This window comes from Dactylosporangium sp. CA-152071 (assembly GCF_050936335.1).
GTDB classification, from domain to species: domain Bacteria; phylum Actinomycetota; class Actinomycetes; order Mycobacteriales; family Micromonosporaceae; genus Dactylosporangium; species Dactylosporangium maewongense.
Genome location: NZ_JBNJMZ010000002.1, coordinates 2,267,724 through 2,285,139, shown reverse-complemented (window position 1 = coordinate 2,285,139; position 17,416 = coordinate 2,267,724). Strand labels below are relative to the sequence as shown.

Annotated in this window: 22 protein-coding genes; 8 read left to right on the top strand and 14 right to left on the bottom strand. The window is 73.1% G+C overall.

Annotation, left to right across the window (positions count from 1 at the left end; all coding sequences use genetic code 11):
* Positions 1 to 53: 53 nt before the first annotated feature.
* The 3 genes from ACQEVZ_RS50295 to ACQEVZ_RS50285 all read right to left on the bottom strand — a co-directional run bounded on the left by ACQEVZ_RS50295 (position 54) and on the right by ACQEVZ_RS50285 (position 3,692).
* Entirely contained in the window at positions 54 to 275 is a 222-nt protein-coding gene (locus ACQEVZ_RS50295; protein ID WP_433382261.1) for a hypothetical protein, read from the bottom strand.
* Between the two features lie 274 nt (positions 276 to 549).
* The gene (pepN, locus tag ACQEVZ_RS50290) at positions 550 to 2,970 is read right to left on the bottom strand and encodes an aminopeptidase N (protein WP_433382258.1); all 2,421 of its coding nucleotides are present in this window, start codon (positions 2,968 to 2,970) and stop codon (positions 550 to 552) included.
* A gap of 95 nt (positions 2,971 to 3,065) precedes the next feature.
* Complete coding sequence (locus ACQEVZ_RS50285) at positions 3,066 to 3,692, bottom strand: pyridoxamine 5'-phosphate oxidase family protein (RefSeq protein ID WP_344499376.1); 627 nt, start codon at positions 3,690 to 3,692, stop codon at positions 3,066 to 3,068.
* Between the two features lie 280 nt (positions 3,693 to 3,972).
* Between ACQEVZ_RS50285 and ACQEVZ_RS50280 the strand changes: the two genes are divergently transcribed.
* A complete protein-coding gene (locus ACQEVZ_RS50280) occupies positions 3,973 to 4,434 on the top strand; it encodes a flagellar basal body-associated FliL family protein (RefSeq protein WP_344499378.1) in 462 nt (153 codons plus the stop codon).
* 22 nt (positions 4,435 to 4,456) lie between these two features.
* Here the strand turns inward: ACQEVZ_RS50280 and ACQEVZ_RS50275 are convergent, their stop codons facing one another.
* Positions 4,457 to 4,915, bottom strand: a complete 459-nt coding sequence (locus tag ACQEVZ_RS50275) for an N-acetyltransferase family protein (RefSeq protein ID WP_433382254.1) — start codon at positions 4,913 to 4,915, stop codon at positions 4,457 to 4,459.
* A gap of 71 nt (positions 4,916 to 4,986) precedes the next feature.
* The gene (locus ACQEVZ_RS50270) at positions 4,987 to 5,265 is read right to left on the bottom strand and encodes a GlsB/YeaQ/YmgE family stress response membrane protein (protein WP_344499382.1); all 279 of its coding nucleotides are present in this window, start codon (positions 5,263 to 5,265) and stop codon (positions 4,987 to 4,989) included.
* A 161-nt stretch (positions 5,266 to 5,426) separates the two neighbouring features.
* On the opposite strand from ACQEVZ_RS50270, the gene ACQEVZ_RS50265 reads away from it, so the two are divergent.
* Together ACQEVZ_RS50265 and ACQEVZ_RS50260 are read left to right on the top strand one after the other, a co-directional pair.
* Positions 5,427 to 6,611 (top strand): hypothetical protein, encoded by a 1,185-nt coding sequence (locus ACQEVZ_RS50265; protein ID WP_433382251.1) that lies wholly within the window; start codon positions 5,427 to 5,429, stop codon positions 6,609 to 6,611.
* Between the two features lie 44 nt (positions 6,612 to 6,655).
* Positions 6,656 to 8,137, top strand: coding sequence for an RtcB family protein (locus ACQEVZ_RS50260; RefSeq protein WP_433382249.1), 1,482 nt, complete (start codon positions 6,656 to 6,658; stop codon positions 8,135 to 8,137).
* Positions 8,138 to 8,168: 31 nt separating this feature from the next.
* Here ACQEVZ_RS50260 and trxA read toward each other — a convergent pair whose 3' ends face one another.
* The 4 genes from trxA to ACQEVZ_RS50240 all read right to left on the bottom strand — a co-directional run bounded on the left by trxA (position 8,169) and on the right by ACQEVZ_RS50240 (position 11,545).
* The gene (gene trxA / locus ACQEVZ_RS50255) at positions 8,169 to 8,594 is read right to left on the bottom strand and encodes a thioredoxin (protein ID WP_344499388.1); all 426 of its coding nucleotides are present in this window, start codon (positions 8,592 to 8,594) and stop codon (positions 8,169 to 8,171) included.
* Between the two features lie 78 nt (positions 8,595 to 8,672).
* Positions 8,673 to 9,269: a DedA family protein gene (locus ACQEVZ_RS50250; RefSeq protein ID WP_433382245.1), complete on the bottom strand. Its 597-nt coding sequence runs from the start codon at positions 9,267 to 9,269 to the stop codon at positions 8,673 to 8,675.
* Positions 9,270 to 9,295: 26 nt separating this feature from the next.
* Positions 9,296 to 10,204 carry an MBL fold metallo-hydrolase gene (locus ACQEVZ_RS50245; RefSeq protein ID WP_433382242.1) on the bottom strand — a complete coding sequence of 303 codons (909 nt, stop codon included), beginning with the start codon at positions 10,202 to 10,204 and terminating at the stop codon, positions 9,296 to 9,298.
* Between the two features lie 81 nt (positions 10,205 to 10,285).
* On the bottom strand, positions 10,286 to 11,545 hold the full coding sequence (locus tag ACQEVZ_RS50240; RefSeq protein ID WP_433382239.1) for a hypothetical protein: 1,260 nt from the start codon (positions 11,543 to 11,545) through the stop codon (positions 10,286 to 10,288).
* A gap of 23 nt (positions 11,546 to 11,568) precedes the next feature.
* On the opposite strand from ACQEVZ_RS50240, the gene ACQEVZ_RS50235 reads away from it, so the two are divergent.
* Entirely contained in the window at positions 11,569 to 12,678 is a 1,110-nt protein-coding gene (locus ACQEVZ_RS50235; RefSeq protein ID WP_433382236.1) for a serine hydrolase domain-containing protein, read from the top strand.
* Here the strand turns inward: ACQEVZ_RS50235 and ACQEVZ_RS50230 are convergent.
* Positions 12,656 to 13,291, bottom strand: a complete 636-nt coding sequence (locus tag ACQEVZ_RS50230; protein ID WP_433382233.1) for a CGNR zinc finger domain-containing protein — start codon at positions 13,289 to 13,291, stop codon at positions 12,656 to 12,658. The genes ACQEVZ_RS50235 and ACQEVZ_RS50230 overlap by 23 nt on opposite strands.
* Before the next feature lie 32 nt (positions 13,292 to 13,323).
* On the opposite strand from ACQEVZ_RS50230, the gene ACQEVZ_RS50225 reads away from it, so the two are divergent.
* The gene (locus ACQEVZ_RS50225; RefSeq protein WP_433382230.1) at positions 13,324 to 13,713 is read left to right on the top strand and encodes a GNAT family N-acetyltransferase; all 390 of its coding nucleotides are present in this window, start codon (positions 13,324 to 13,326) and stop codon (positions 13,711 to 13,713) included.
* A gap of 84 nt (positions 13,714 to 13,797) precedes the next feature.
* Positions 13,798 to 14,595, top strand: a complete 798-nt coding sequence (locus ACQEVZ_RS50220; protein WP_433382227.1) for a DUF6745 domain-containing protein — start codon at positions 13,798 to 13,800, stop codon at positions 14,593 to 14,595.
* Between the two features lie 6 nt (positions 14,596 to 14,601).
* On the opposite strand, the gene ACQEVZ_RS50215 is transcribed toward ACQEVZ_RS50220, so the two are convergent.
* Positions 14,602 to 14,802: a helix-hairpin-helix domain-containing protein gene (locus ACQEVZ_RS50215; protein ID WP_433382224.1), complete on the bottom strand. Its 201-nt coding sequence runs from the start codon at positions 14,800 to 14,802 to the stop codon at positions 14,602 to 14,604.
* 6 nt (positions 14,803 to 14,808) lie between these two features.
* The gene (locus tag ACQEVZ_RS50210; protein ID WP_433382221.1) at positions 14,809 to 15,561 is read right to left on the bottom strand and encodes an SDR family NAD(P)-dependent oxidoreductase; all 753 of its coding nucleotides are present in this window, start codon (positions 15,559 to 15,561) and stop codon (positions 14,809 to 14,811) included.
* 60 nt (positions 15,562 to 15,621) lie between these two features.
* On the opposite strand from ACQEVZ_RS50210, the gene ACQEVZ_RS50205 reads away from it, so the two are divergent.
* Together ACQEVZ_RS50205 and ACQEVZ_RS50200 are read left to right on the top strand one after the other, a co-directional pair.
* Positions 15,622 to 15,990 carry a DUF402 domain-containing protein gene (locus ACQEVZ_RS50205; protein ID WP_433382218.1) on the top strand — a complete coding sequence of 123 codons (369 nt, stop codon included), beginning with the start codon at positions 15,622 to 15,624 and terminating at the stop codon, positions 15,988 to 15,990.
* Positions 15,991 to 16,223: 233 nt separating this feature from the next.
* Complete coding sequence (locus ACQEVZ_RS50200) at positions 16,224 to 16,376, top strand: hypothetical protein (RefSeq protein WP_433382216.1); 153 nt, start codon at positions 16,224 to 16,226, stop codon at positions 16,374 to 16,376.
* A 9-nt stretch (positions 16,377 to 16,385) separates the two neighbouring features.
* Here ACQEVZ_RS50200 and ACQEVZ_RS50195 read toward each other — a convergent pair whose 3' ends face one another.
* Both ACQEVZ_RS50195 and ACQEVZ_RS50190 read right to left on the bottom strand, forming a co-directional pair.
* A complete protein-coding gene (locus tag ACQEVZ_RS50195) occupies positions 16,386 to 16,820 on the bottom strand; it encodes a hypothetical protein (RefSeq protein WP_433382213.1) in 435 nt (144 codons plus the stop codon).
* Complete coding sequence (locus tag ACQEVZ_RS50190; protein WP_433382210.1) at positions 16,817 to 17,404, bottom strand: RNA polymerase sigma factor; 588 nt, start codon at positions 17,402 to 17,404, stop codon at positions 16,817 to 16,819. Before ACQEVZ_RS50190 ends, ACQEVZ_RS50195 begins: the two co-directional genes overlap by 4 nt.
* Between the last annotated feature and the right edge of the window lie 12 nt (positions 17,405 to 17,416).

Genomic DNA, 17,416 nt, shown 5'->3' with positions numbered 1-17,416 from the left:
CGCCCGGGGCGGTGTCCCTCCGCGCCGCCACCATCCAGCGCCGACCACCGCCGTCAAACGACCGGCAACTCCGCGCCCTGGTTGATCATGACTGCATCGGTCTGCCTGACCTGTCCGGCGTCGGTCCCGTCGTCGCCCTGCTCGCCGCCTGGTCCCACGGCCGAATCCTTGGCGAAGCCGCGTTCGCCGGGATCACCCCATTCTCCGCAGGCTCCGGCCGCACCACCCGTCACCATCTCAACCGCGGCGGCGGCACCTTCAACGCCGCCCTCCACGACGTTGTCACCATCGCCGCGGCGTGCACCACCCGCCGCCGAGTGCCGAACTCGTTCGAAGATCGAATGGCGGATCCGGTCGTCCGGGCGACCAGATCCGTCATTCGATCATGGTCTGGCTCCCCGGTGACGAGAGTCGGTTGGACATATGCGAAATGTCGGATAAATCCGGGCGCTTGCGCCTGGATTTATCCGGGGCAGGGGCCGTCTCGGGGGGCGGAGGGCGGCTTGCCGCGGCAGTGGGGGCGCTGGCCTTGGTTGGGAGGGTGGTGGGTCAGGTGGTGCGGGTGTGGAGCATGCGGCGGACGACGTCGATGCGTTCGGTCATGTACTTGGCGACCACCGGTGCCGCGTCGGCGGTGACGGTCTCGGCGCGGCGCAGGTAGGGCTCGTCGACGCCGTGCAGCGGGAAGAGACGGTTCGCGAACACCATCGCCGGGGTCATCCCGCCGCGGTGCAGTTGCGGCGCGAGCTCCAGGTACCTGGCGGCGAACGGTGCGAGCGTCGCGTCCTGGCCCGGGCGCCAGAAGGCCGCCAGGACGGTCTTGACCTCGTTGATCGGCACCGAGCGGTCGACGACCACGGCCTGCCAGACGGACTCCTTCACCGCCGGGTCGGGCGACGCCGCCCGGACCCCGGTGGCCCGGACCCAGGCGTCGGGGTCGGGGTCCACGCCGAGCAGCGCGTCGATGTCGGCGTCGACGGTGCCGCCCAGCTCGGCCGCCCGGGTGAGGGCGCGCCACCGCAGGTCCACGTCGTCGCCGGCCCGGGAGCGCAGCCACGCGACCTCGTCGAGGTCGGCGGCGGTGCGGGCGAGGGTGCGCAGCGCCACCTGCGCCTGGTCGGGGTGCTCGGCGAGCTTGCGGCAGGTCGCGGCGACGGACTCGATCAGCTCGGGGCGTTCGGCGTCCGGCGACCACCGCTCGGCCACGTCGGCGGCGAGCGTCAGGTACGGCTCGATGACCGACCCCGACGTCTCGGCGAGCAGCACGCCGGTGAGGCAGCGCACCGCCTCCGCCGCGGACACCTCACCGGTGAGCAGCATGTCCCAGACGGTGGCGACGGCGACCCCGCGGGAGATGGCGCTCGGCAGCGCCGTCGCGGCCGGGAAGGGGGAGGGGCGGGTCGTGGCGAAGGTCAGGTCCTCGTCGTTGACCAGGTACAGGTCGGCGCCGGAGGGCAGGTCGACGGGAGTCGTGGGGCCGGCGATCTCCACCTGGACGAGGCCGGTCCGCTCCAGCCGTTCGCCGCCGTCGCTGCGGTACGCGCCGACCGCCAGGACCTGCGGGCGCGGAGGACCGTCGGGGCCGCGGGCGTCCAGGACGAAGCCGTCGCCGGTGTGGCGCAGCGTGATCCGGTCGGTGCCGGCGGTCTCCAGCCAGCCGGTCCGCCACGCGTTGAGGTCCCGGCCGCTCGCCGCGCCGAGTGTGTCGATGAGGTCCTGCAGGGTGGTGTTGCTCCAGGCGTACCGCGCGAAGTAGGTGGCCATGCCGGTCTCGAAGTCCGCCTCGCCGACGTATCGCATCAGCTGGTGCAGCACCGACGCGCCCTTCGGGTAGGTGATCGCGTCGAAGATGGACATCGCCTGCGCGACGTCGTGGATCGGCTGGCGGATCGGGTGCGTCGCCGGGCCCTGGTCGGCGAGGTACGCCAGGAGCTTGCCCTCGGCGAGGTGGCCGGCCCACGCGTCGGTGAACTCGGTCGCCCGCTCCGCCGCCCAGTTGCAGGCGAACTCGGCGAACGCCTCATTGAGCCACAGGTCGTCCCACCAGCGCATCGTGACGATGTTGCCGAACCACATGTGCGCCATCTCGTGCAGCAGCACCTTCGCGCGCAGCTCCCGCTCCGCCGGGGTGGGCGCCGACCGGTACATGAACGAGTCGGACCACGTGACGCAGCCGTAGTTCTCCATCGCGCCGCCGAACTCGGGGACGAAGACCTGGTCGTACCGGCGCTGCGGGAACGGCATCCGGAACACCTCGCCGTAGAAGGCGAGCCCCTGCCGGGTCAGCGCGAAGAGCTCGTCGGCGTCGCGGTCCAGCACGGCCGCGAGGGACCGGCGGGTGAGCAGCCCGAGGTCGTGCCCGTCGACGTCGCGGCGCACCTCGTGGAACGGTCCGGCGTTGACGACCGTGTTGTACACCGACAGCGGCGGCGTCGCGGGGAACTGCCACCGGCGCGCGGCACCGGCGGTGGTGACGACCGGGTCGCCGCTGTTGCTCACGACCGTCCACTGTGGTGGCGCGAGCACCGTGAACTGGTGCGGCGCCTTCAGGTCCGGCTGGTCGAAGCACGCCCACACGAAGTGCGCCTCGTCGGGCTCGAACGACGTCCACACGTAGATCTCGCCGTCGGCGGGGTCGACCGCCTTGTGCACGCCCTCGCCGTCCTTGGTCTCCGCCTGTACGGTCTCGACCCGCAGGTGGTTGGTCGCCTCGAGGCCCGGCAACGGGATCCGGCCGTCCTCGGCGGGCGGCAGCGGGACGCCGTTGAGCTCGGCGCTGACGACCTCGGCGGCGCAGTCGACGAAGCTCTGCGAGCCCGGCTCGCGGCACGTGAACCGCACCTGCGACACGCACCGCACCCGCGGCCCCGACGGCAGCTCGGTGAGATCGATGTCGATCGCGTAGTGCTCGACGGCCAGCAGCGCGGCCCTTTGCTCGGCTTCGACCTGCGTCAGGCTCGGGTTGCTCATCCGCCGATCCTAAGGCGTGGACAGATTGCCAGCATGACCATTACTGGCCTGGTGGCTGCCGTGACGCCGTACAGCTGAACAAGCGGGTGGGGTGATCAGGCGCCGCGGTCAGCGCCGGCGCGCTCCGCCGCCACGTGGAAGAAGTCGCCGCCCTTGCGGCGCGCGTCGTCGGTGCCCCACGCGCGCTCCTCGGCGGTGACCTTCCGCAGCCGCGGGATGTGTTTCGCGCAGTGGATGTACGCCTCGTCGACGTGCAGGTTGACCCACCGCTCGGCCCGGCGCCCCGGCACGGTGTCGCTCGGCAGGCCGGGGAACGCCCGGCGCATCTCGGCGTCGGGCACGATTGTGGCCCGTCCGTTGATGTGCAGGCCGATCACGTCGCGCAGGAAGTCGACGAAGACGAGGCCGACGTGGGGGTTCTCCACGATGTTGCCGAGGCTCGCCATCACGCCGTTGCCGCGGTACTCCGGCCACGCGACCCGTCCCGGCCCGAGCACCTGCACGAACCCCGGCGGCCCGGCGCGGAACGTGCAGTCGCAGTGCCCGAGCGCGCTCGCCGTCGCGACGAACATCATCTCCTGCCGGCCGACGAAGTCCACCATGTCGGCGTTCAGCTCCGGTAGTACCTGCTGCTGGTAGAACCGCTCCGCCCGCTCGACGGTCCCGAACCGGGACTGCAGCAGGTGCTCACCCGCGGTCCCCGGCAAGTGTGTGCTGGCCATCGTGTCCACCGCTGCCTCCAACGTCGACCCCCGAAGATCGCAGTGTTCCACGCGCGCAACCGTCCCGTCGCACACCGTGTACGTCGGTGCCGCCCCCACCGGGCCGGTTGCCGGCGCCCCCGTCACAGGCGTCCCAGCGGCCACGGCACGCACCGGCGTCGCGGTGGTGCGCTCGTGGCGCTACCGCTCCGCACCTGGCTGCAACTCACCTGTCGGGCGATCGGTCCGATGTCAGGAAGCGTCGGAGGTCGGCGGTCGTTCAGGCACGAGGGGGAGCTTCATGGCGAAGGACGAGAAGGACAAGGCGGCGACGGAGGAAGCCCCCAAGAAGGGCGGCAAGAAGAAGCTCATCATGATCCTCGCGATCGTCCTGGTCGCGCTGGCCGGTGGTGGCGCCGGCGGGTACTTCATGTTCGCGCCGAAGAAGGCGACGGCCGAGGTCCTCGTGGCCGGGGTCGTCGTGCCGCTGGACGCGATCACGATCAACCTCGCCGACGGGCACTACCTGAAGCTGAAGATGACGCTGCAGGCGACCGACAAGGCGGCCGAGGCCCCGGACGGCAGCAAGGCGCTGGACGCCGCGATCTCGCTGTTCAGCAACATGGACTCCAAGGAGCTGCTGACCACCGACGGCCGCGAGAAGTACAAGGCGCAGCTCAAGGAGAAGGTCGTCGCGGCCTACACGGTCAAGAAGGAGAAGGAGGTCATGGACGTGTACTACACCACGTTCGTGATCCAGTAGGCGGCGCCGGTGCGGGGCCGGCTCAGGCGGACGGGCGGCGCAGCGTGAGGTACGGCACGGCGCCCGGCTCGGGCTCGTAGCGGTCCACCTCGGCGAAGCCGCGCGCCTCGGCGAACCGGACACCGGCGGTGTTGGCAGCCCAGACCACCGTCTCGACCGCGGGGGTGGCCTGGTCGGGGGCCTGCTCGGCGGCCTGGCGCATCGCCCGCTCGTACAGTGCCGAACCCAGCCCACGACCGCGCCACTGCGGCAGCACCCGGACGATCACCGTGGACGCCCCGCCGCCGGCCTCGGGCGGGCGGACCGTGGTGCAGCCGACCAGCACGTCACCGTCGTAGGCGACCTCCAGCAGGTATCTGCCGACCCGTTCGCGCGCCTCGTCGGTGGACATCGCGGCGTCCGGCACGACCGCGTTGTGCACCAGCCGCCAGTCCTCGAGCGTGGCGTCGTCGGTGACCGGTCCGATCCGCAGGCTCGACATGGCCGCGACCATACGGCAACGGCGCCCGGCACGATGGCCGGGCGCCGTTGAAGCCAGCGCTGAACGTCTGCTCAGAGCGCGCGGCGGCCCCGGCCGGAGATGCCGGCCACCAGCGCCACACCGACGGCGGCGAGCAGCACCTGCACGACGAGCTCGCCCCAGTCGACACCGGGGGTGTCGGTCGCGATGCCGATCGCGTTCGCCAGGACGGTGCCCAGCAGCGCGGCGACGACACCGACGACCATGGTCAGCAGGATCGACATGTGCTGCCGGCCCGGGACCACGAGCCGCCCGAGCGCACCCACGATCAGTCCGACGATCAGCGCGGTGATGATCCCAGTGACGGTCATTGCTCCTCCTGAACTCGTTGCTTCCTGTGTGCCTCGGCCCTGCTCCCGCTCCGCCTCGGCTCTGCTTCAGTGATGCCCGTGCGTCCCTGATCCGAAACCGATCGCACCCGTCCTCGATCGGGACGGCACAACTCCGGCATATCGGCTATCGTTACGCGTCTATGAGAGTCCTTGCTGTTCTCGCCGCCGGAGTCACCGTCGCCGCGACCCTGGTCACCGCCACCACCAGCGCGTCCGCCGCGGCGGCGCCGGCCACGCTGCCCGCCGGCCAGTTCACGCTGTCGGCGAACTACCACCAGTTCGACGCGGTGAACTCGGCCCTGGTGTCCACGCTGGGCACCGCGGCCGTGCACACCGTCATGGACAACGCCAACCACGACCGGACCGGGATCACCGACTCGCTGGGGATCAGCTACGAGACCGGCTTCTCGTTCGACTCCGGCGACGACAACGACTGCACCAACTACCCGCAGGGCATCACCACCAGCCGGGACGCCATCGGCACCGCCAACAGCGGCAACTACGACGGCCACCAGCTGATCCTGGTCAGCTGGTACACCAAGGACGGCTGCGACGGGGCGTCCTCGCGCAGCCGGATCACGCTCGTCGACTGGGACGCCACGTATCCCAACAAGTACCGCAAGGTCCTGCTGGTCGAGCCGACCGGCACGACGGCCGCCCCCGACTTCAAGGACATCAAGATCCACGCCGGCGGCGTCTCGTGGTTCGGCGACTACCTGTACGTCGCCGACACCGGCCGCGGCATGCGGGTCTTCGACATGCGCAAGATCCTGAAGACGAACACCGGCGGGACCGCCGCGCAGATCGGCCGGCAGAACGCGACCACCTACTACGCGCACAACTACGCCTACGTGCTGCCCCAGATCGGCACGATCACCGCGGCGACCACGTCGGGCACGAACCTGGCCTGGTCGTCCATCTCGCTGGACCGGGTCAGCCGGTCGATCGTCATGACCGAGTACACGTGCGCCTCCGGCTGCGCCGACTACCCCAACCGGCCCCCGCGGGCGGTGCGCTTCCCGTTCGCCGCCGGTGCCACCACGTTCGCCGCGAGCACCACGGCCAGCCAGGCGCTGCAGCTTCCCTGGTACAAGCTGAACGGCGTCGCCTCGCACAACAACCGCTGGTGGTTCAACTCGTCCGGCGCCAAGCAGCTGTACTACTGGACGCCGTCGGCGGGCTCACACACGTACGCGTGGGTCAGCGGCGGCGAGAGCATCAGCTACTGGGAGGACGCGACCGAGGCGGACCTGCTGTGGTCGCTGCAGGAGCAGGTCGGGCACCGCAACGTGTTCGCCGTCAAGCAGGCCGACTTCGACGGGTAATTCGTTGTACGGCGGGCGGGGCGCCTTCCTACCCTGGGCGGACCATGTCGACCACCAAGCGGCCCGATCCGCGCCTCGCCCGCACCGACGACTCCTGGCTGACCCTGCCCAACCCGCACGGCGTGCCCGTGGAGATCTGCGCCGCGCCCGACGTGCCGATCGAGTCCGCGGCGGTCGACGAGCTGCTCACCGTCGTGGAGACGGCGGCCACGCTTGACGCCATGGGCGCCCGGCTGGACCGGGTCGTGTGCACCCCCGACTTCCACAAGGGCGCCGGGATCCCGATCGGCACGGTCCTGCAGACCACCGGGGCCCTCATCCCGCAGGCGGTCGGCAACGACATCAACTGCGGCATGCGGGTCGAAGCCACGTCACTGACCGTCGACCGGGTCCGGCCGCACCTGGACCGCCTCGAGCAGCACCTGCGGCACCTGTTCTTCGAGGGCGGCCGGCGCATCGGCCTCACCCCCGCGCACCGCGAGGGCCTGCTCCGCGACGGCCTGCCGGGCCTGCTGTCCGCCGGTGTCCCGTCCGGCGCGGAGGGCGCCTGGGCGCAGGTCCGCCCCGACGACCTCGCCCCGGACAACCTGCACGCCGCCGGCCACCCGGTCGCCTCCGCCGCCGGTTTCGACGACTGGATCACCAGCGGCGGCGGCACCAGCTACGACAGCATCATCGGCAGTGTCGGCGGCGGCAACCACTTCGCCGAGCTGCAGTACGTCTCGGAGATCCATGACGGCGCGGCCGCCTACGCCTGGGGCCTCGCCCCGGGACGGGTGGTGCTCATGGTGCACACGGGGTCGCTCTCGCTCGGCCACCAGGCCAACTCCACCGGCCAGGACCAGGCCCGCGCCCTGTGGCCGCGGGGCGTGCCGATGCCCCGCAACCGCATCCTGCCCATGCTGCTGACCGACGAGGGCTCCGCCCGCATCGGGAAGTACCTGACGGCGTTCGCCAACGCGGCCAACTTCGCCATCGGCAACCGCTTCTTCCTGGCCCTGATGATGCGGGCCGGCCTCGCCGCCGTCGCCGGACAGGTCGATTCGCGGCTGGTGTACGAGTCGCCGCACAATCTGCTGTGGCCCTCGCCCGACGGCACCGTCGTGCACCGCAAGGGCGCCACCCCCGCCGCGGGCCCCGGAGACACGACCCCATGGGGCGAGCCGGTCATCGTGCCGGGCTCGATGGGCGCCCCCAGCCACCTGCTGCGCGGCCTCGGCAACCCGCGCGCCCTGCAGAGCGCCTGCCACGGCGCCGGTCGCAGCGTCCCGCGCGGCTCCGCCTCCCGCGGCAGCGACGCCGAGCTCGACGCGTTCCTGGACGAGTTCCGCGTGGTGACCCCGCTGAACCACCGCGACCCCGCCCTCGCCGGCCGCCGCGACATCCTCGACGCCTGGCGCCGCGACCTCAAACAGGAGGCACCCTGGGCGTACAAGGAGGTCGGCCCGGTCGTCCGCACCCTGGAGACCGGGGGCGTGGCCACCCCGGTCGCCGAGCTGCGCCCTCTCCTCACCGTCAAGGGCTGACCGGACCCTGCCGGCCGGTGGTCGGCGGAACTCAGGCCAGGGACTGCTCGACCCAGCGGCGCAGGACGGTGGCGTTGGCGGCGCCGGACTGGCGGGCGACGACCTTGCCGTCCTTGACGATCATCAGGGTGGGGACGGCGCGGACGTCGAAGCGGCGGGACAGGCCAGGGGCCTTGTCGATGTCGACCTTCACGAGCTTGACCGTGCCGGCGAGCTCGGTGGCGACCTGCTCCAGGGCGGGGCTCACCGCGCGGCACGGGCCGCACCAGGTCGCCCACAGGTCGACGAGGACGGGGGTCGACGAGCGCTCGGCGACCTCGGCGAACGTGTCGTCACCAGCGTCGACGATCCACGGCAGCTTCGCGCCGCAGCTGCCGCAGGCGGGTCTGCCCGACGCCGCCGCCGGGACCCGGTTCCGTTTGCCGCACGCCGCGCACGCCACGATGCTGCCCGCCACCAGTCACTCCCGTTCGCTCAGGACCCATCAGGTGCAAGCGCCGCTCGTACCGGCGAAATTCCCGCGACGGCGAGGGCGTCAGGTCGCGCGGAGTTTGCGGACGGCGAGGGTCACCGCGCAGGCGGCGAGCAGGACGCCGACGGCGGTGCCGGCCGGGGCACTGAAGCGGTCGACCTGCTGCCAGCGCTCGGCGAGCATCCAGCCGGCGCCGATGAACAGCGCGTTCCACACGCCCGAGCCGGCGGTGGTCAGCAGCACGAACTTCGGCAGCCGCATCCGCTCGATCCCCGCCGGGATCGACACGAGGCTGCGCAGCACCGGCACGCACCGCGACAGGGCCACGAACCAGGAGCCGTGCCGCTGGAAGAGCCGCCGGCCGCGCTCCAGGTCGCGCTGCCCGGCGAGCAGGAACCAGCGGCGCCCCGCGAGCCGGTGCAGCCGCTCATACCCGAGGCGGGCACCGAGCCAGTAGAGCAGCAGCGACCCGGCGACGGCCCCGGCGGTCGCGCACAGCCAGACGAGCACCGGGTGCATGGCGCCGGCCCGCGCCCGGAAGCCCGCGAGGGGCAGGATCAGCTCCGACGGGATCGGCGGGACGAGGGTCTCCAGGGCGATGAGCAGCCCGACCCCGACAGGCCCCAGCTGGTCGATGACGGCGAAGATCCAGTCTGTCATCGCAGTGAGCCTACCCGCGGACGGCCTCAGACGCGGGTCGCCATGGGGCCGCCGAGCCAGGCGACGGCGTCGGTGAGGGCGGCGACCGGATCGACGTCGGTGCCGCGGCTGTCCGCATACGCGCGGTGCAGGTTGGGCACGAGCCGCTCCGCGTCGGCCCAGCCCGCGAACTCGCCGAGGTCACAGGCGCGGGCGGCCTCCAGCGGGGTCAGCCCGGCCCGCAGGCCCGCGTCGGCGGTGTCGAGGACGAGTCGCAGGTACCGGCGGATCCGGTCGAACACGGGGTCGATGTCGGCGGCGGTGAGCAGCGGCCCGTGGCCCGGGACGAGATGGTCGGGTCCGAACGCGGCGAGCCAGTCCAGGGCCGCGATCGCGCCGGTGACGGAGCCCATGAACACCAGCGGGGTGAGCCCGTTGAAGACGAGGTCGCCGGCGAAGAGGACCCGCTCCTCGGGCAGCCACGCGACGAGGTCGCCGGTCGTGTGCGCGGGCCCGCCGGGGTGCACGACGTCGACCCGACGCTGTCCGATGTGGACGGTGAGCCGGTCCTGCACGGTGATGTCAGGGAGCCGGCGGGTGACGGCGCCCCAGTCGGGGACGGGCTGCCACAGCGGCGGGCAGCCGTCGATGACCGGGTCGACGCGGAGCCCTTCGCGCATGTGCTCGTGGCCGACGATGACGGTGGCGGCGGGCAGGAGGCTGTTGCCATACGTGTGGTCGCCGTGCAGGTGCGTGTTGACGGCGAGGCGGATCGTGCCGCCGCCGGTCGCGTCGTGCACGGCGGCGAGGAAGCGCCTGGTGCGGGTCTCGGTCGCGCACGTGTCGACCAGCAGGACCTGGTCACCGCCGGCGACGACGCCCGCGTTGTTGAGCCACCACGTGCCGTCGGGCTGGACCCACGCGTGCACCCCGGGCACGACCTCGTGCAGCGTCATGCCCCGCAGCGTACCGCCACCGGAATGACGCCGAAAAGTCCCGCAACGTCCCGGAAAGCCCAGAAAGGCCCGGAACGGGGGCTAGCGTCGCAGCGGGATCTGGCCGGGGGTGACGAGGCCGAGCCTGACCAGGTCGAAGTCCAGGTCGCGCTCCCACTCCACCCGCGGCGCCACGAGCAGGCTGCCGCTCTGCGCGAAGGTCAGGTGCGCGGCCCCGCCGGTCGAGCCCAGGAAGAGGCGCGGGCGGCGGCTGGCGCCGAACCCGCCGAGCGTCTCCAGGCGCCGCGGGCGCTGCCCGTCGACGACCGACCCCGCCCAGCGCCAGGGGGCCGCGTCGGCCATGAGGGCGGTCGCGTTGGTGGTCCACTTGTCGGTCCACTCCCGCAGCCGGAAGCTCTCCGGCAGCCCCCGCAGCACGCGCGCGGTGGCCCGGTCGGTGGTGACGCCGCACATGTCCAGGGCGTCCATGGCGTGCCCGGCCAGCAGCGCGTCGACGACCGCGCCGGCGTTGGGCGCATCGCCCCACAGCTCGTCGACGCCGGTGGCGGGGGACCGCCAGTATTGCGGCATCCGGTCCCAGCGGTGATGTGCCGCCGCGCCCGCCACCCGCGTGAGGCCGGCCCGCAGGCCACCGCCGGGGACGACGCCGACCGCGAGCCAGATGCCCTTGCCCGCCGGTTTCGCCGGCGGCACGATCTCCCGCAGCAGCACCTGGACGCGACCGGCGAGCCGGCCACCGGTCCGGTCGCGCGGGAACCACCACCGGATCCCGGGCAGGAACAGCCCGGCGACGGTCTCGTCGAGGTCCTCCAGCTGCCGCTCCGACAGCACAGACAGCAGCGCGGGGTCGAGCGCCACGTCGACGGGGACCCGGTCGCTGGTCAGCTTCGACGTCGCCAGCCGCTGCAGCCGGGCCCGCCGGCGGCCCTCGGGCTCGAGGGCGGGGACGACGGCCCAGGTCGCCTCCCACTGCGCCCACTCCTCGACGGCGGCGACGACGTCCTCGGGGAACACCGAGTGGAACTGGCCGGACGGCACCGCGAGCGGGTCGCCGTGCTCCAGCGGCTGCGCGTCGCTCTGGCGGCGCTCGTAGAACGCGGCGGTGAACCCGAGCACGGCCGCCGGGTCCGGCAGGGCGTCCACCTGCTCCCAGTCGCCGACGCGCTCACCGGGCCGGATGTCGGCGACGGTCACGACCGCGTAGGCCTCCTCGCCCGGCATCCGCACCCAGGCGCCCGGCTCCACCGGACTCGCCGACCACTGGCGCGGCGCCTGGCGGACCACCGGCTCCAGGCCGGACCGGCGCAACGCGTCGACAGCTGCGGTCAGGGACGTCTCCACGGGGAACACCATAAGGTGAGGTCATGGACGAGCTGCACGGGAGCATGGCGGGACTGGTCGACCGTGGCGCGGTGCCCGGCCTGGTGGCCGCGGTCGCCGGCGCCGACGGGCCGGTCCGGGTCGAGGTGCTCGGCTCGACGTCGACCGGGCCCGACGCGGTGCCGATGCGCCGCGACACGCCGGTCCGGCTGACGTCGGTGACGAAGCCGATGGTCGCCGCGGCCGCGATGACGCTGGTCGAGGACGGTCTGCTCGCCCTCGACGAGCCCGTCGACCGGCTGCTGCCGGAGCTCGCCGGCCCTCGGGTGCTGCGCCGCCCCGACGGCGACGTCGACGACACGGTGCCGGCCCGGCGGGCGATCACCGTCGAGGACGTGCTCACCTACCGCATGGGGCACGGGCTGCTGCTCGACCCGGCCGCCGACCCGCCGATCAACCCGCCGGTGCCGGCCGTCCGCGCCGCCGACGCGCTGGACCTGGCGATCGTCCGGCCCGACCCGAGGACCCCGCTCGACGTCGACGAGTGGATGCGCCGGTTCGCCTCGCTGCCGCTGCTGTTCCAGCCGGGGGAGCGCTGGGCGTACAACTCCAGCGGCCACATCCTGGGAGTGCTGGTCGCGCGGGCGGCCGGGATGCCACTCGGCGACGCGCTGCGGGAGCGGCTGTTCGAACCGCTCGGCATGACCTCCACCGGCTTCTCGCTGCCGCCGGAGCGGGCCGCCGAGCTGCCGGCGGTGTACTTCCAGGGCGTCCGGCAGACGGACGTGGCGACCGCGGAGGCCTGGACCCGCGAGCCGGCGTTCCCCGACGGCGCCGCCGGGCTGGCATCCACTGTGGACGACGTGGTGGCGTTCGGCCGGCACCTGCTGCGCGGCGGCCCGGCGCTGCGGGCGATGACGGTGAACCGCCTGACGCCGGCCCAGATCGAGGGCGGCGGGATGCTGCTCGGCGGGCACGGCTGGGGCTTCGGCATGGCCGTCCACGCCGACGGCACGTACGGCTGGGACGGCGGCTACGGCACCTCGTGGAGCAACAGCCCGGCGACCGGCACCGTCCGGGTCCTGCTGACCCAGGTGTCCGACGTGCTCTTCGACGGCACCGTGCAGGGGTTCACCCGCCGCGCCGTGGTGTAGCTCGTGTAGCTGGTGCAGCTCGGGTAGCTAGACCCGTCGCATGCGGCGGCGTGCCGTTGACCGGTGCCGGGTTCGACGGGCCGCGGGGCAGGCGCTTGCGGGCGCGGTTGCCGCACGGGTCGGCCGAGCACCAGCGGCGGGTGCCCGTGTGGGACGCGTCCAGGAACAGCGCCGCGCACGACGGGTCGGCGCACGCCCGCACCCGCGCGGCGGCGGGCGACGTGACCAGGTCCAGGGTGTCGCGGGCGACCAGCGCCAGGGTCGCGGTGACCGGGTCGGCGGCCTGCCAGCGCGGCGCGCCACCGGCGTCGAGGAACGGCACCGGCACCGACCGGGCCGCGGCGTCGTTGACCGCGTCGCGCACCTGCGCGGGCGCCCCGGACGCGCCGGCCACGACCAGCGCGTGGACGGCCTCGCGGAGGCGCCACGCGCCGGCGACGATCGCCGCGGGCACGCTGCTGCCGGCCGGCGGCGCGACCGGGCCGAACTGCCGGACCCACGCCGCGAGCGCCGGACCGTCGGGGAGGTCCTCGAACGGCGTGCCGCTGCCACGGTCGCGCAGCGTGTGGACGAAGTCCAGACACAGCCGTCCTGTGCCCTGGCGGAACGACATTGACGCAGCATATATGGGTAGAGTGCGGCCCCGTGACGTACACATGGCGCGGCGCGTTCACCGACGCTGAGGTCGAGGCACTGCACGCGGAAGGTTTCGGGCATCCGCCGACCGGCAGCGCGTGGTGGGCCCGGGTCAACCGGCACAGCCTCGGCTGGGTCTGCGCCCGCGCCGAAGGCCGGCTGGTCGGGTTCGTCAACGTCGCCTGGGACGGCGCGTCCCACGCGTTCGTGCTCGACACCGTCGTCTCGTCCGCCGGCCGGCGTCGCGGCCTCGGCACGGGCCTCGTCGCCGCGGCCGTCGAGGGTGCGCGCGCCGGCGGCTGCGAGTGGCTCCACGTCGACTTCGAGGACCACCTGAGCGGCTTCTACCTGGAGTCGTGCGGCTTCACCCCGACCGGTGCCGGACTCATCAAACTCTGAACGGGGTTGCGGGCGCTGCCCGTGCACCTGCAGAATGGTCGACATGATCCGCACTCACCGGAAGGGCGCGTCCGCCCTCGCGCGTTGACCGCCACGGCGCGGCGTTCCGCCGCTGCCCCCACCCTCCGCCAGTCCGCCGCCCGTGAAACCCGGGTCCTCGAGCTGTGGCATCGCGCGGAGCCGATCCGCGACGAGTGGCTCGAAGCGGGCAGGTCCACCGGCCCGGCAGACCGGGCGACGACCGAACACCTCATCGCCGGCCTCTACCGCCGGCAGCACCGGCGCGTGCCGGTGTTCCGCTGGGTCGCCTCGCCACGGCAGGCGCTGCCCCTGCTCGCCGGCCTGCCGACGCACGAGGTCCTGCAGTCCTGGGTCCGCGACCGGCGTCCACAAGGGACACCACCGGTGGCCGGCGACATCGCCGCCGGCCTGGCCCGCCTGCGCGGCGCGCTCGACGACGCCGTCGAGCACACCGACCTGCTCGCCGCCGCGGTGAAGAAGCCGTGGCCGGTCCTCCCGCCGCGACAGGCCCTGCAGGCCGGGGTCCCGCTGCTGGAGGTCCTGCAACGGTCGCTGCACGAGCCCCTCGCCGCCGGCCTCACCTGGCCGGTCCGGTCCGCCCTGAGTCCACACAGGACGGTGCCGGTCTGCTGGTACGGCCAGCAGGACGCGACCTGGATCGGCTTCTACGACGCGATCCGCAAGCTGGGCCTCGCCAGGTTCCGCCCGCACGACGACGCGCAGCTCGACGAGTGGGCCGCCCTGGCCCGCGCCGCCGGCTGGTGGTGGCCCGGCGACGACGTCTGCGTCCTCGTCGAGCGCCCGTCACAGGTGGCCCCACGCCGCGTCGGCTACCGCGACGGCACCACCATCACCTGGTGACGCCGCTCAGCCGAGGCTGAGCCCGTGCTCCTGCAGGGCCTTCTGCAGGAGCCGCAGGGCCTTCGGTCCGACGCCGTGCAACCCGGCCAGCCGCACACGGGGGACACCGGCCACGTCACGCAGCGACGTGTAGCCGGCGTCGTGCAGCGCCCGGGTTGCCGGCGCGCCGATCTTCGGCAGCGAGTCGAGGTCGGGTTTCGCGGTCATTCAGGGTCATTCAGGGAGCTCGACGCCCGACAGGGACGCGCAGGCGGCGAGGAGGGCGTCCTGGACGGAGCGGTCGTACGCGGCGGGGTTGGCCTTCAGGTCGGTGCGGCGCTTGAAGTAGCGGGCGGTGACCGTCGCCGCAGGGTCGTCGGAGGTCGCCAGCCAGACCTGGGTCTCGGCGCCCTCCGGCAGGCCGTCGGTGGCGCTGGGGCCGCCGAGCTTCGTGCGGATCCAGCCCGGGTCGACGGCGTTGCTGCGCACCTGCGGCCACCGCCGCGCGACGGCGAACGCGAGCGCCACGTCGTGCAGCTTCGAGTCGCTGTAGGCCTGCATGCCGTGCCAGGGTTTGCGCTCGTACTGCAGGTCGTCGAGGTCGGCGATCCCGACCGACTCCAGGCCTGAGGTGAGGTAGACCAGCCGCGCCGGTTTGGGCATGAGCGCGGTCAGCACGTATGGCGCGAGCACGTTCACCTGGAACGTCCGCTCCAGCCCGTCGCCGGTGGTGCGCCGCTCGTCCTGCCCGCCGATGCCCGCGTTGTGCACGACCACGTCGAACTGCCCGGCGTCCCGCCCGAGCGCCTTCGTCTCCGCCAGCGACGCGAGGTCCCCCACGACCACCGGCACACCCGGCAGCCCGGCCGCCGCGGCCCGCTCCGCGCTGCGCGCGTGCAGCACCACGTCATGCCCGAGCCGCAGCAGCTGCTCCGCGGTCTCCAGCCCGATCCCGTCCGTCGACCCTGTCACCAGTACCCGTGCCATACCAGGCATTCTAGGATCGGCCGATGGCTGACTTCGTCCGGCGGTACTTCCGCGGACCTCTTGCTGCACCCGCCCGGCGCCGCGCACTCGGTGTGGTGGTTCTTCGCCGGCGGTGAGTTCGCCGGCTGGTACGTCAACCTGGAGTCCCCGGCGGTCCGCCGCGGCGGCGGGATCGACGTCGTCGACCACCACCTCGACATCGACGTCGCCCCGGACCGGCGCTGGCGGTGGAAGGACGAGGACGAGTTCACCGACTGCATCGGTCGGCCCGGCTTCTGGAGCGCCGAGCAGGCCGCGGCGATCCGCGCCGAGGGCGAGCGGGTCGCCGCGGCAGTCGAGGCAGGGCGCTTTCCGTTCGACGGCACCTGGTGTGACTTCACCCCGGGTAGCTGGCCGCTGCCGAAGCTGCCTGCGGAAGGCGCGGCGTAGGTCGGCAGGTTCATGGCGCTTCCAGCGCGATGAGGCGGGTGATGGCGGGTGTGCGAGCTGCTCCGTGGCCGTCAGCGCGGTCGGCCGCATCGGCCCGCGCCGCGACAGCGTGTGCACCACCGACAGCGCGCCGAAGCCGGGGCCGACGACTGCGAGGAGCGCGTCCGCGAGTACACCGGCGGAACAGCGCAGTCGTAGACGTAATGCCTATCTGGCCGGTAGGATTCGGTGGGATGAGCCGGTGGGGTGGTCGCGCAGGAAAGCTGGCGCCGGGGCTGCTGTTCGTGGTGGCGATGGTGGCGCTGTTCCAGCGGTGGGAGGTGGTGTTCTGGGTGTGCGCGGGAGCGACCGTGCTCAGCCAGTACGCCACCATCCATCGCGACTGAGCCGGCCTGCTACGGCGCCGACGAACGGATGCCCGGCGACGCGACCACGTCACCCTTGGACGGTGCGACGCCGTCCCCGGAGAGCGCGGCGGGGCTCGGTGAGTTCGAATTCGAATGCGACAGCGAAGGCGATCGTGAAGGCGAAGGCGACGGCGGGGAGGACGTCGACGGCACCGGCGATGGCGGGTTGGACGAGCTGGACGGCGATGGCGGCACCACGGTCGGGTGCTGCGGTGCCGGGCCGGTCGGCCGCAGCGTGATGACCGCGGCGGCCACCAGCAGCAGCGTCGCGGCGACCCAGGCGGCGCGTCGCAGGAGCACGGACGCCGGGCTGCGCGCCGGTAGTGCGGTCGGGGGGAGTGCCGGTCGCAGCCGGTCCGGGGTGACCCGGGTTGCCTGTGCGGCGAGTGCGGAGCGCAGGCGCTGTTCGAGGTCGGTGTTCATCGTCGGGCCTCCGACAGGGCGTCGCGCAGGATCGTCAAGGCACGGTTGGCGGTCGACTTCACGGTGCCGCGGGACACGTGCAGGGCCTCGGCGATCTCCCGCTCGGACAGCTCCGACCAGTACCGCAGCACCACCACCTGGCGTTGCCGGACGGTCAGTCGGGCCAGGGCCGCGAGCAGCTCCTGGTCCTCCTCCGGCAACAGGGCCTCGTCCTCGGCGGCCGGCGCTGGTGACGCCGGTGGAGGCACGTAGGCGCGGGCGCTGCGGCGCCGGCGCAGGACCGACCGTGACGCGTTCATCACGCCCGCGGTGAGGTACGCGTGCGGGTCGGCGATCGCGCGCAGGTCTGCCCCGTGCCGCTGGTACAGCGCGGCGAACACGTCCTGGACGACGTCCTCGGCGGTGGGCAGGTCGTCGACCATGAGGACGGCCAGCCGCACCAGGCTGAGCCGCCGCGCGTGGTACAGCTCGTTGATCGCCGGCGGGCCCTCCCGGGGCGGGGTGCCCCGGGAGGTGGCCGCGCCGGACAGCACCGAGCGCAGCACGCGCAGCAGCGGCCAGGGCAGGCGGAACGTCAGCGTCATGGTGCTCGCAGG

Excerpts from the sequence above, each read along its gene's own strand:
- pepN (WP_433382258.1), bottom strand. The coding sequence starts at position 2,970 with ATGAGCAACCCGAGCCTGACGCAGGTCGAAGCCGAGCAAAGGGCCGCG.
- ACQEVZ_RS50285 (WP_344499376.1), bottom strand. The coding sequence starts at position 3,692 with ATGGCCAGCACACACTTGCCGGGGACCGCGGGTGAGCACCTGCTGCAG.
- ACQEVZ_RS50280 (WP_344499378.1), top strand. The coding sequence starts at position 3,973 with ATGGCGAAGGACGAGAAGGACAAGGCGGCGACGGAGGAAGCCCCCAAG.
- ACQEVZ_RS50275 (WP_433382254.1), bottom strand. The coding sequence starts at position 4,915 with ATGTCGAGCCTGCGGATCGGACCGGTCACCGACGACGCCACGCTCGAG.
- ACQEVZ_RS50270 (WP_344499382.1), bottom strand. The coding sequence starts at position 5,265 with ATGACCGTCACTGGGATCATCACCGCGCTGATCGTCGGACTGATCGTG.
- ACQEVZ_RS50265 (WP_433382251.1), top strand. The coding sequence starts at position 5,427 with ATGAGAGTCCTTGCTGTTCTCGCCGCCGGAGTCACCGTCGCCGCGACC.
- ACQEVZ_RS50260 (WP_433382249.1), top strand. The coding sequence starts at position 6,656 with ATGTCGACCACCAAGCGGCCCGATCCGCGCCTCGCCCGCACCGACGAC.
- ACQEVZ_RS50250 (WP_433382245.1), bottom strand. The coding sequence starts at position 9,269 with ATGACAGACTGGATCTTCGCCGTCATCGACCAGCTGGGGCCTGTCGGG.
- ACQEVZ_RS50245 (WP_433382242.1), bottom strand. The coding sequence starts at position 10,204 with ATGACGCTGCACGAGGTCGTGCCCGGGGTGCACGCGTGGGTCCAGCCC.
- ACQEVZ_RS50235 (WP_433382236.1), top strand. The coding sequence starts at position 11,569 with ATGGACGAGCTGCACGGGAGCATGGCGGGACTGGTCGACCGTGGCGCG.
- ACQEVZ_RS50230 (WP_433382233.1), bottom strand. The coding sequence starts at position 13,291 with ATGTCGTTCCGCCAGGGCACAGGACGGCTGTGTCTGGACTTCGTCCAC.
- ACQEVZ_RS50215 (WP_433382224.1), bottom strand. The coding sequence starts at position 14,802 with ATGACCGCGAAACCCGACCTCGACTCGCTGCCGAAGATCGGCGCGCCG.
- ACQEVZ_RS50210 (WP_433382221.1), bottom strand. The coding sequence starts at position 15,561 with ATGGCACGGGTACTGGTGACAGGGTCGACGGACGGGATCGGGCTGGAG.
- ACQEVZ_RS50200 (WP_433382216.1), top strand. The coding sequence starts at position 16,224 with ATGAGCCGGTGGGGTGGTCGCGCAGGAAAGCTGGCGCCGGGGCTGCTG.
- ACQEVZ_RS50195 (WP_433382213.1), bottom strand. The coding sequence starts at position 16,820 with ATGAACACCGACCTCGAACAGCGCCTGCGCTCCGCACTCGCCGCACAG.
- ACQEVZ_RS50190 (WP_433382210.1), bottom strand. The coding sequence starts at position 17,404 with ATGACGCTGACGTTCCGCCTGCCCTGGCCGCTGCTGCGCGTGCTGCGC.